Here is an 11850-nt window from a genome sequence, read left to right on the forward strand (position 1 = left end):
CGTTACGACGCAGCGCATGAAGCGTTACCGCGGTAACGCGAACGTCACCTTCGGTAACGTCCTGACGCGCCGGGCCAACCTGCAACGTCTTGAATCTCCGAGCGCGGCGCGTTGGCAGACACGTTGCTCTGTGCTGGGGCATGCGCACTGCCCCCGCACGCATGCTGTCGTTCATGGCCGCGCTCGCGGTCCTGCTGTCAGCCACGCCGTCGAGCGCATTCAAGATTCCCATCAGCGAGGAGTCCTACCTCAACGTCGCCATCCTCCTGCAGCCGCAGCTCCAGCTTGTCGACGAAGGCGCGCCGTCCGGCGGCCCCAGCTCCGACATGTTCCTGCGGCGCACGCGCCTGCTCGTCTTCGGCCACGTCACCCAGAAGCTGTCGTTCTTCGCCGAGACGGACCAGCCCAACTTCGGCAAGAATGGCGACTGGAACGTCGCCTTCTTCATCCAGGACGCGTTCATCTCCTATGAGGTGGCGGAGAAAGTCTGGATTGACGTGGGTATGCTGCTGCCACCGCTGACGCGCCATGTCCTCCAGGGCGCCGTCGCGTTGCAGGCAGTGGACTACCACTCCAGCCTGGTCCGCTGGGCACCTGGCGTGGGCAAGGTGTGGCGGGACATCGGCGTGCAGGTCCGCGGCTTCGCCGGCCCCTTGGGATTCCGGGCCGCCATCTTCAATGGCGTCAACGGCAAGACGACCCCGGAGGGCACCGTGCTCAACCCGGACGATTTGCCTCGCGTCACGGCGATGGCGCGCTGGAACTTCTTCACGCGGGAGGAGGACCTCTTCTTCCAAGGCATCTACTTCGCCTCCGAGCCGCGCTTGTCGGTGGGCATCGGCGCCGACTACCAGCCCAAGGCGGTGGCCACCGAATCCGGTCTCCATGATGCGTTGGGCACGGCCGCGGACGTGTTCCTCGACGTGCCCCTGGCGAACGACCAGGAGTTCGTCTTCAACGCCACCCTCTTCCACTACCGCCAGGGCCTGGACAACCCACAGAGCGGCACGGGGTTCTACGCGGAGACGGGCTGGCGCTTCGGCAAGTTCCAGCCGCTCATCTCCGGCGAGTACTTCAACGCGCGCGTGGCCGGCCAGGACCTGCTCGCGCTCAAGCCCGGCTTCAACATCTGGTTCCAGAAGCACACGCTCAACCTCCGGACAGAGGTCGCCGTCGCGTGGACGGGCGACATCTCCCAGGCGCATGCCGCCGTGACGGGCACGAGCCAGCTGCAGCTCTTCTACTAACCCTCCTCCACTCCCAAGGAAGCCAACGATGGCCCAGACGCAGGACGCGCTCATTCCCACGAAGGACGCCTTCAGCCGCAAAGCCCACGTGAAGAGCCTGGAGGACTACCAGCGCCTCTACCAGCGCAGCATCCAGCAGCCCGAGGCCTTCTGGAGCGAGATGGCCGAACAGCTCACCTGGTTCCACAAGCCAGACGCCATCATGGACCTGGACACCGAACAGGTGGACTTCTCCTGGTTCGGCGGCGGCAAGCTCAACGCGGCCTACAACTGCATCGACCGGCACGCCACGGAGCGCCCCGGCAAGGTCGCCATCATCTGGGCGAAGAACGAGCCGGGCGAGTACGAATCCATTACCTACCGCGACCTCCAGCACCACGTGGGCCGCGTGGCCAACGTGCTGAAGGCGCACGGGGTGCGCAAGGGCGACCGCGTCTGTATCTACCTGCCCATGGTGCCGGAGCTGGCCTACACCATGCTCGCGTGCGCGCGCATCGGCGCGGTGCACTCCGTGGTCTTCGCCGGCTTCTCCTCGGAGGCCCTGCGCGAGCGGATTCTCGACTCCGGCGCCAAGGTGCTCATCACCGCCAACGAAGGGCCGCGCGGCCCGAAGTTCGTGCCCACCAAGGCCATCGCGGACGAGGCCGTGGAGGGCCTGTCCCTGGTGGAGTCCATCCTCGTGGTGCGCCGCACGGGCAAGGAAGTGCCCATGCTCGCCGGCCGCGACTACTGGCTGGACGCGGAGATGGCGAAGCACCGCGGCGTCTGTCCCGCGGAGTGGATGGACTCCGAGGATCCGCTCTTCATCCTCTACACCTCCGGCTCCACGGGGAAGCCCAAGGGCGTGCTGCACACCACCGGCGGCTATCTCGTCTACGCGGCCACCACGTTCCGCTACGTCTTCGACATCCAGCCGGAGGACGTCTACTTCTGCGCGGCGGACCTGGGCTGGGTCACCGGACACAGCTACATCCTCTACGGGCCGCTGATGAACGGCACCACCACGGTGATGTTCGAGTCCACGCCTACCTACCCGGACGCGGGGCGGCTGTGGCGCGTGGTGGACGACCTCAAGGCCACCATCCTCTACACCGCGCCCACCGCGCTGCGCTCGCTCATCAAGGAGGGTGACGCGTGGGTGAAGAAGTCCTCGCGCCAGTCGCTGCGCCTCCTGGGCAGCGTGGGCGAGCCCATCAACCCGGAGGTGTGGCGCTGGTACCACGACGTCGTGGGCGAAGGCCGCTGCCCCGTGGTGGACACGTGGTGGCAGACGGAGACGGGCGGCATCCTGATTGCCCCGCTGCCGGGGGCCACGCCCACCAAGCCGGGCTCCGCCACCCTGCCCTTCTTCGGCGTGGAGCCCGTGCTGGTGGACGACGAGGGCCGCGTCATCGAAGGCAACGGCGTCAGCGGTAACCTGTGTCTGGCGCGCTCGTGGCCGGGACAGGCCCGCACGCTGTACGGCCACCACCAGCGCTTCAAGGAGACGTACTACGCGCGCTTCCCCAACCTGTACTTCACCGGTGACGGGTGCCGCCGCGACGAGGACGGGTACTACTGGATTACCGGCCGCGTGGATGACGTGCTCAACGTCTCCGGGCACCGCCTGGGCACCGCCGAGGTGGAGAGCGCGCTGGTGGCCCATGAGGCCGTCGCCGAGGCCGCGGTGGTGGGCTTCCCGCACGACCTCAAGGGCACGGGCGTGTGCGCGTTCGTCACGGTGAAGCCGGACTGGCAGGAGTCCGCCTCCGAGCAGATGGTGGGCGCGCTCAAGGAGCAGGTTCGGCATGTCATTGGCCCCATCGCCACGCCGGACCGGGTGGTGCTGGTCAACGGCCTGCCGAAGACGCGCTCCGGGAAGATTCTGCGCCGCATGCTCCGCAAGATTGCCTCGGGCGAGGTGGAGAACCTGGGTGACGCCAGCACCCTGGCAGACCCGTCGGTGCTCGACGAACTGCTCGCGAAGGCCACACCCCCACAGGCGAAGCGCTGACCGGAGGAGACATCCCATGTCCACGAATCCGAATGAGGAAGCGCTGGAAGCGCTCGCGGCGGCGCGCTGGCGCGTGGCCGGCGTGCTCACCGTGACGACGCTGGTGGCGTACCTGGGCTTCATCCTGCTGGTGGCGTTCGACAAGCCGCTCATGGGGCAGCAGCTCGTCCCCGGCCTGTCCATTGGCATCCTGCTGGGCGCGCTGGTCATCGTCGCGGCCTGGGCGCTGACGGGCATCTACATGCTGTGGGCGAACGGGAAGTACGACCGCGCCCTGCACCAACTCCGCGGTGGGAAGTGAGGCAGGCATGAACCCCGCAGAAACGACGACGCAGCTCGGCCAGCCGAACGCGACGGCCATCCTGTTCTTCCTCCTCTTCGTCGGCATCACCCTGGCGATTACGTACTGGGCGGCGCGCAAGACGAAGACGACCTCGGAGTTCTTCGCCGCGGGCGGCGGCGTGAGCGCGGCGCAGAACGGCTTCGCGCTCGCGGGTGACTACATGAGCGCCGCCAGCTTCCTGGGCATCGCGGGCCTGGTGGCCACGTCCGGCTTCGACGGGCTCATCTACTCCGTGGGCTGGCTGGTGGGCTGGCCGGTCGTGACGTTCCTCATCGCCGAGCCCCTGCGCAACCTGGGCAAGTACACCTTCGCGGACGTGGTGGCCTACCGGCTGAAGCAGACGCCAGTGCGCCTGTCCGCGGCGGTGGGCACGCTCACCGTGGTCAGCTTCTACCTGATTGCGCAGATGGTGGGCGCCGGCAACCTCATCCACCTGCTGTTCGGCCTGTCCTACGAGGCGGCGGTCGTCATCGTGGGCGCGGTGATGATTCTCTACGTCCTCTTCGGCGGGATGATTGCCACCACGTGGGTGCAGATCGTCAAGGCGGTGCTGCTGCTGGCGGGCGCCACGGGGCTCGCGGGCATGGTGCTGTCCAAGTTCGGCTTCAGCCCGCTGCGGCTCTTCAACGAGGCCGCCACCCAATACGGCGCTGAGGTGCTGGCACCTGGGAAGCTGGTGAACAACCCGCTGGAGGCCATCTCTCTGGGCGTGGCGCTGATGTTCGGCACCGCGGGCCTGCCGCACATCCTGATGCGCTTCTACACGGTGCCGGACGCGAAGGCGGCGCGCAGCAGCGTCTTCTACGCCACGGGGCTCATCGGCTACTTCTACCTGGTGACGTTCATCCTGGGCTTCGGCGCGTCCGTGCTGGTGGGCCGTCAGGCGATTACCGGCGTGGACAAGGGCGGCAACATGGCGGCGCCCATGCTCGCCGAAGTCGTGGGTGGTACGGGCTTCCTGGGCTTCATCTCCGCCGTCGCCTTCGCGACGATTCTAGCGGTGGTGGCCGGCCTGACGCTGTCCGGCGCGGCGGCGCTGTCCCACGACTTGTGGTCCAGCGTGGTGCGCAAGGGCCAGGCCCCCGAGGCGGAGCAGCTCAAGGTGGCCCGGCTGGCCAGCCTCTTCCTGGGCGTCCTGGCCATCATCCTGGGCGTGGCCTTCAAGGGGCAGAACGTGGCCTTCATGGTGGGGCTGGCCTTCGCCATCGCGGCGAGCGCCAACTTCCCGGCGCTGCTCCTGTCCATGGCCTGGAAGAAGTTCACCACGAATGGCGCGGTGGCCAGCATGCTGACGGGCGCCATCAGCTCGGTGCTCTTCATCTTCCTGTCCCCCACGGTGCAGGTGGACCTCCTGGGCAACACGTCCGCGCTGTTCCCCCTGCGCAACCCGGGCGTCATCACCATTCCCCTGGCCTTCATCGTGGGCGCGGCGGTGTCGCTGCTATTCCCCGAGCACGAGTCCGCCGCCCGCTTCGCCGAGGTGAAGCACCGGATGCACGTGGGGGTGCCCCAGCCGGTCCCCTCGGTGGCCGCCGTGGCATCGAAGCCCGCGGATGGGCCGCCCCTCCCCGCCGCCACGGGCAGCGAGGCCAAGGCCTGAGGACGGGCATTCCCCTGGGGCACGGGTCGCCTACACTGGGCCCGTGTCCAACGCCTCAGAGCAGGGCCCCACCGAGGGCCTCCGCGGTCGGCTGCACGAAATCATCTTCGAGGCGGAGACGCCCGCGGGCAGGGCATTCGACGTCGGCCTCCTGTGGGCCATCCTCTTCAGCATCATTGCGGTGATGCTGGAGAGCGTCGCCTCCGTGCGGGCCAGTTACGGGAGCGTGCTGCTCGGCGTCGAGTGGTTCTTCACGGGCCTGTTCACCCTGGAGTACCTGCTCCGGCTCTTCTCCGTCAGCAAACCGCTGCGTTACGCCCGCAGCTTCTTCGGGCTGGTGGACCTGCTGGCGCTCCTGCCCACCTTCCTGAGCGTGATTCTCCCCGGGGCGCAATCCCTGCTGGTGATTCGGGTGCTGCGGCTGCTGCGCGTCTTCCGCGTGCTCAAGCTGACGCACTTGCTCGGACAGGCGGAGGTGCTGCTCACCGCGCTGCGCGCCAGCCGCCCGAAAATCACCGTCTTCCTGGGCACGGTGCTGACCATCGTCGTCATCATGGGCGCGCTGATGTACGTGGTGGAGGGCCGGGAGAACGGCTTCGACAGCATCCCCCGCGCCATGTACTGGGCCATCGTCACCGTGACGACGGTGGGCTTTGGCGACATCACGCCCAAGACAGTGCCGGGGCAGTTCATCGCCTCCATTCTGATGGTGATGGGCTACGGCATCATCGCGGTGCCCACGGGCATCGTCTCCGTGGAGCTGGCCGCCGCCACGCGGCACGCGGTGGACAACCGGGCGTGCCCCGCCTGTGGCCAGCAGGGGCATGACTTGGATGCGCATTTCTGCAAGCACTGCGGTCACGGGCTCTAGGTCGCGAGCGCTCGCATCGCCCCCCGTACCGGCGGCCGGGCGCTTCCTGGGCCGGACGGAGGCGGAACGGACGTCCGTTTCCAGCCAATGCCCCTCACAGGGTGAAGCTTATCGACGGAGCCCTGGCTCTCGATGCCCTGGAGGCAACCATGCTCTTCCGCCAGCTCTTCGACACGACGTCGTCGACGTACACCTATCTGCTTGGGGACGAGGAGCGAGGAACGGCACTCCTCATCGACCCCGTCGCGGAGAAGCTCGAGCGGGACCTCACGCTGCTGCAGGAGCTTGGCCTCTCCCTCACCCATGTGCTCGACACGCACGTGCACGCGGACCATGTCACTGCGTCCGGCCTGCTTCGGGCTCGCACGGGCGCCAAGGTGGTGGGTGGTATCGCCGGGGCACCCTGCGCTGACCCCCACGTGAAGCATGGCGACACGCTGCGCGCCGGGACCTTCACGCTCCAGGTGCTCGCGACGCCGGGCCACACGGATGACAGCGTGAGCTATCTGTTGGGAGACCGTGTCTTCACCGGGGATGCCCTGCTCATCCGTGGCAATGGCAGGACAGACTTCCAGAATGGGAACGCCGGCACCCTGTATGATTCCATCACCCGGGTGCTGTTCGCGCTTCCCGATGAGACGCTCGTGTACCCGGCCCATGACTACAAAGGGCTGACGGTGACGACCATCGGCGAGGAGAAGCGACACAACCCGCGCGTGGCCGGCCGGAGCCGCGACGGCTTCATCCAGCTCATGAACGACCTGGGCCTGCCGAAGCCCAAGCTCATCGACGTGGCGGTTCCCGCCAACCGCGCTTGTGGGCTGACGGCACCGGTCCGCGCGCAAGGCAGCCTCACACATTGAGGTACAGGGAGGGGGGCGGCACCGGCTCAAGGCTTGCTGTTCGGAAATGTCGGGACATTTGTGGCGCGAAAACCCCCGACATTTCCGAACAGCAAGCTGCCCATCCGGCCCGGAGCCCGCGCACGCACGCCACGACATCGACTCGCGAGCCTCTGGGAATCTTGGCGCACCTGTCACGTTCCTGGGCCAACCTGTCACAACACGGCAGCGAGCCCCACCCAGACATCACACAGGCCTGCGACTCCAGGGCAGGTCTGTTGATGCCAAACGCACAACTCGATGAAACATCCGCCAGAAAGCAGGCCCCCGACGTTCACTCCGCACCACGCTGGGTAGGATGCGGTTCCATGCCTCGCACCGCGCATAGGCCGCTGGAAGTGGATGAGGAGAAGCTCGTCCTTCAATTCCCCAGCCTGGACCGTAAGGCCGTGGGTGCTTTCTTCACGCCCGCACCGCTGGCGGAACGCACCCTCGCGCTCGCGCTCCAGCACGTGGGCGGAGGCCCCCTCACCGTTGTCGACCCCTCGTGCGGCGCGGGCGCCTTCCTCACCGCCGCTTCGCGGCTGCGGCCCGGCGTCCGGCTCTGCGGCCTCGAGCTGGACCCCGAGGTCGCCCGCCTCTGCCAGGCCCGCGTGCCCGAGGCCACCGTGCACGCGGGAGACGCGCTGCGAGACGGACTGGAGCCCCTGCTCGCCACCACTCCGCCGGACCACCAGGAGCTGTGGGTGGGCAACCCGCCCTACAACGGCACCTCCTCCGTGCTGAAGGACCCGGGCACCTATGCGCGGCTGCGCGCCCTGCTCCCACTGGCGCTGATGCCTGGCACCAGCCTGCGAGACGACTTCGCCTTCTTCCTCCTGGTGGCCGCGCACCGGCTGGCCACCCGTCCCGGCGCGCTCGCGTTCATCATCCCCGCGAGCTTCCTCGACGCCTTCATGTACGCGCCGCTGCGCCAGTCGCTGCTGGAGACACTCTCCCTGCGCGAGGTGGTGGACCTGGGCCCCGGCGCCTTCGCGGGCACCCAGGTGCGGACCTGCATCACCGTGTGGAGCTCCCTCCCGGGCCCTCACCCCGCCCCGCGCTTCGAGCGGCGCGGCATCGGACAACACTTCACCCCCGAGCCCCCGAGTGGCGGCTCGCCCCCACCGCGCCCGAGGCCTCCGCCCTGGATGCCCGCTGGCGAGAGCGTGGAGAGCCCCTGACGCGGCTCGTCCCCGTCAGCCTCCCCGGCGTGAAGACACGCTTCGACGAGCTGCTGGTGGACGCGGACCCGGAGCGGCTCCTCACCCGCGTGAAGGACTTCGCGGCCACGCCCGAAGAAGCCCTGCCCGAGTTCGCGAAGGCCCACGGCCTGCCCGAAGAGCTGCTGCCCAAGCTGCGCGCATTGAAGGCCGGTCCGCCGCTGGAGGTGGACGCCAGCTACATACGGCCCTTCTATCGCTACGGCGGCGCGCGCCACCGCGGCAGCGTGCCCCCGAGGCCCGCGCCTACTGCTACCTGGACCGGCGGCTCGTCCCCGCGGTGACCACCGGCTGCGCGGCCCTTATGACCCGCACCTGGGCGCGGTGAAGCTGCTCTTCAACGTGCGAGAGCTGCCCTTGTCGGCCGCGCTGCTGGAAGACGAAGGCTGCGTGCATGACCACCGCCACGCGCGCTTCGCCCCGCTCTACGTGCCACAGCGCCTGCGCGACGAGGGCCTGGGCCTCACCCGGTCCGTGAAGACACGGGACGAACTGGGCCCGCTGGTGCCCAACCTCTCTCCCCGGGGCCTGGCATGGGCCGAACGCCTGGGCGGCCCCCTGCCCGCCTTCCAGGCCCTGGTCCGCTTCCTCAACGGGGCGGAAGTCCAAGGCATCTGGGCGCCCGCCTTCGGTGCCTCCCGCGTCGTGCCCGTGCCCCTCGCGGAGGAGTGAGCGCTACAGAGCAGATGGCTCGGATGCCCGCTTGCTTTCCCCTGCGGCGGGCACGAGCAACCGCTAGTGTCCACCTTCGCTCCGTAGCGCACGACCCCAGGAGGAAGACACACTCATGAAGATTCGAGCCCTGCTCACCGCCGCCGCACTGACCGCCGCCCTCCCCGCACTGGCTCAGGAGGGCGCGGGCACGCCGCCGCCAGCGGACAAGAAGACGCCGCCCAAGGGCCAGACGGCCAAGGCCCAGGTGAAGGACTCCGAGGGCAAGGACGTAGGCGAAATCACCCTCGAGCAGACCAAGCAAGGCATCCTCATCAAGGGCAAGCTGAGCAACCTGCCGCCGGGCCAGCACGCCTTCCACATCCATGAGGTGGGCAAGTGCGAGGGGCCCGCCTTCACCACGGCGGGCGGCCACTTCAACCCCAGCAAGAAGGCCCACGGCCTGCTGGCGCCCAAGGGCAAGCACCACGGCGACCTGCCCAACCTCTACGTGGCCCAGGACGGCACGGTGCAGTTCGACATTTTTTCGCAGAACGGCCTCACCGTGAAGTCGCTGTTCGACAAGGACGGCTCCGCGATGGTGGTGCACGCCAAGGAGGACGACTACCACACCGACCCGACGGGCGACGCGGGCGGCCGCATCGCCTGCGGCGTGGTGGAGAAGACCTAGTCCACCCCACGCGGGAAGCAACCGGGCCTCTCCCTCGCACTGGGAGAGGCCGCTGTCACACGTAGCCGAAGCGCCGGCGGGCGAACCACTCCGCGCCCAGCAGCGCGATGAGCGCCACCAGGTAGTACCAGCGGTCCCACAGCGGCTGGTCCCTGGCGCGGCCCACCTCCACCACCGGCGGGTCCAGCAGCGGCACATCCGGAAGGCCGTCCAGCGGCAGCGTGTAGGACTTGCCGCCCGTCTCCTTCGCAATCTGCGCCATCAACTCCGGCCGCACGGACGCGTCCGACAGCTCGGGCCCCACGGCGCGCACGGCCACCGCGTCCTCGCCCTTGCCCAGGTCCGTCTCGCCCTTCTTCGCGGAGGCCAGCAGCTTGTAAGGCCCGGGCGCGGGGGCTCGAACTCCAGCCGCACCACGCCGTCCGTCCCCGTGGTGCCCGTCTGCACCGCCACCGGCTTCTGCGTGGCGACGGAGAAGAGCTCCACCCGCACCTGCGCGTCCTGCGCTGGCTGGTAGTCCGCCATCCGCGCCTGCACCACGACGCCCACGGGCCGGCCCGGCTCCACGGACGGCGGGTCCGCCGTCACCTTCAGCGTCGTCAGGTCCGGGTCCCTCACCAGCCACCGCAGCGCGTTGCCCCAGAAGCGGTCATACGCGCGGCTGGGCGAGCCGTGCTTGTGCGCCGCGAAGGCCCAGTACCAGGAGGCGTCCGTGGCCATCACCAGCGAGCGGCCCCGGCCGTAGTCCCACACGGCCACCAGCGGCGCGTTCTTCCCGCCCACCGTCAGGTGCGGGTGGTCCAGCAGCACCGTGGCCCCCGGACGCGCCTGCGTCAGGTTGGCGCCAGGGATGGGCGGCAGCTCCGCCCACGCGGCCTCCGTGCTGGCGGCGCCCATGCCAATGCCCGTCACCGGGTGGCGCAGGCCCTCGGGCGTCAGGCGCGCCTTGAAGGCGTCCAGGTTGGCGGGGCCCGCGGCCGCCACGGGCAGCGCCTCCATCAGCGTGGGCATGGTGGCGCGGCCTTCGCCCAGCACACTGTCGCCGCCAATCATCACGAAGGCGCCGCCGTTGTGGACGTAGCGCTCCAGGTTGCGCTCGTACTCGGCGATGGAGAGCGACGGGTCCGAGTGCCCGAAGTTCTGGAAGATGACGACGTCGAAGGTGTCCAGCTTCGTGTCGAAAATCTCCTCCATGGGGAACGGGATGAGGGACAGCTCGCGCTGGTCGTTCACCACGCCCGGGTCGTCCGACAGCGTGCGCAGGATGTAGAAGGACACCAGATCCACGTTGGCGTCCTGGCGCAAGAGGCCACGCAGGTAGCGCTCGTCCCAGGAGGGCCGTCCCACCACCAGCAGCACGCGCACGCGGTCCCGAATCACCTTCAGCGTGAAGGAGCGCGTGTTGTTGTCCGCCACGGCCTCGCCGGGGAAGGTGGGCACCGTCACCGTGTAGACGAAGCGCCCCGTCTGGTCCGGGGTGAAGGTGAAGGCCACGGGCTTCACGTCGTCCGCGGACTCCATCCGCACCACCTTGCTGGCGACCGTCTTGCCTTCCTGACTCAGCACCACGGGGATGTCCTGCCCCGCGAAGCCGCGGCCGTGAATCTCCACCTCCACGGTGAGCGAGTTGCGCACGAAGGCGAAGTCATCCACCTTCAGCCCCTCCACGGCGACGTCCTTCAGCGTCTCCTGCCCCACGGTGAAGGTGGAGACGGGGACGTTCAGGTCCGCCAGCGCCGCGCGCGCCCGGCCCACCACGCCCGCCTTGAGCTCGGTGTTGTCCGCGCCGTCGCTGAACAGCAGCACCCCGGACAGCTTGCGCGAGCCCTGCCCCGCCCCCGCCGCGGCGCGCACCGCCGAGAGCAGGTCCGTGGTGCCCGCGCGCGCGGGCGTCATCAGCGTCTCCGGCGTCGCCGGCGCCAGCTCCGGGTCGAAGCCGTACAGCTCCACCGTGAAGCGGTCCTGCAGCTCCGCCAGGCGCGGCGCGGCCCGTTCCAGGAACGCGGCCACTTCCTCGGAGCGAGAGCGTCCGCCCACCTCCGCGGGGAAGCTCATGGACGCGGAGCGGTCCACCAGCACCGCGACGCGGTTCTTCATGCGCGCCACCTGCAGGTGACGGATGCCGGGCTCCAGCAGGAAGAAGAGCGCGGCCACGCCGGCGCCGACCCGCAGGGCCCAGAGCAGGACCCGGCGCCCGCGCGAGGGCTCCCGGCGCACGCCCCAGGCGGCCAGCACCACGCCCAGCACCAACCCCAAGGCGAGCAGGACCAGCGCCCACGGTGGCAATGGCGAGAGGGTGACGAGCTTCCAGGCGTTGAACGTGGGGGAATTCATCCAGGCTTTCGGCGGA

10 protein-coding genes and 1 pseudogene are annotated in these 11850 nt (G+C 69.0%); 10 read left to right on the forward strand and 1 reads right to left on the reverse strand.

Annotation, left to right across the window (positions count from 1 at the left end; translation table 11 throughout):
* Nucleotides 1-173 precede the first annotated feature (173 nt).
* The 10 genes from QEG98_RS31690 to QEG98_RS31735 all read left to right on the forward strand — a co-directional run bounded on the left by QEG98_RS31690 (nt 174) and on the right by QEG98_RS31735 (nt 9500).
* Nucleotides 174-1247, forward strand: a complete 1074-nt coding sequence (locus QEG98_RS31690; protein ID WP_316563942.1) for a hypothetical protein — start codon at nt 174-176, stop codon at nt 1245-1247.
* A 28-nt stretch (nt 1248-1275) separates the two neighbouring features.
* Entirely contained in the window at nt 1276-3240 is a 1965-nt protein-coding gene (acs, locus tag QEG98_RS31695; protein ID WP_316563943.1) for an acetate--CoA ligase, read from the forward strand.
* Between the two features lie 16 nt (nt 3241-3256).
* On the forward strand, nt 3257-3541 hold the full coding sequence (locus QEG98_RS31700; protein WP_011555808.1) for a DUF485 domain-containing protein: 285 nt from the start codon (nt 3257-3259) through the stop codon (nt 3539-3541).
* Nucleotides 3542-3548: 7 nt separating this feature from the next.
* A complete protein-coding gene (locus QEG98_RS31705; RefSeq protein WP_316563944.1) occupies nt 3549-5183 on the forward strand; it encodes a sodium:solute symporter family transporter in 1635 nt (544 codons plus the stop codon).
* A 43-nt stretch (nt 5184-5226) separates the two neighbouring features.
* Nucleotides 5227-6054 (forward strand): ion transporter, encoded by an 828-nt coding sequence (locus QEG98_RS31710; protein ID WP_316563945.1) that lies wholly within the window; start codon nt 5227-5229, stop codon nt 6052-6054.
* A 149-nt stretch (nt 6055-6203) separates the two neighbouring features.
* Nucleotides 6204-6917, forward strand: coding sequence for an MBL fold metallo-hydrolase (locus QEG98_RS31715; RefSeq protein WP_316563946.1), 714 nt, complete (start codon nt 6204-6206; stop codon nt 6915-6917).
* 347 nt (nt 6918-7264) lie between these two features.
* Nucleotides 7265-8119, forward strand: coding sequence for a class I SAM-dependent DNA methyltransferase (locus QEG98_RS31720; RefSeq protein ID WP_316563947.1), 855 nt, complete (start codon nt 7265-7267; stop codon nt 8117-8119).
* 29 nt (nt 8120-8148) lie between these two features.
* Nucleotides 8149-8442: a hypothetical protein gene (locus QEG98_RS31725; protein ID WP_316563948.1), complete on the forward strand. Its 294-nt coding sequence runs from the start codon at nt 8149-8151 to the stop codon at nt 8440-8442.
* Nucleotides 8443-8482: 40 nt separating this feature from the next.
* Nucleotides 8483-8830 carry a hypothetical protein gene (locus QEG98_RS31730; RefSeq protein ID WP_316563949.1) on the forward strand — a complete coding sequence of 116 codons (348 nt, stop codon included), beginning with the start codon at nt 8483-8485 and terminating at the stop codon, nt 8828-8830.
* 115 nt (nt 8831-8945) lie between these two features.
* Nucleotides 8946-9500, forward strand: a complete 555-nt coding sequence (locus QEG98_RS31735; protein ID WP_090490404.1) for a superoxide dismutase family protein — start codon at nt 8946-8948, stop codon at nt 9498-9500.
* Between the two features lie 55 nt (nt 9501-9555).
* Here QEG98_RS31735 and QEG98_RS31740 read toward each other — a convergent pair.
* Nucleotides 9556-11834, reverse strand: a pseudogene (locus QEG98_RS31740) (glutamine amidotransferase).
* Nucleotides 11835-11850: the final 16 nt, after the last annotated feature.

The organism is Myxococcus sp. MxC21-1 (assembly GCF_032612255.1).
GTDB classification, from domain to species: Bacteria; Myxococcota; Myxococcia; order Myxococcales; family Myxococcaceae; genus Myxococcus; species Myxococcus virescens.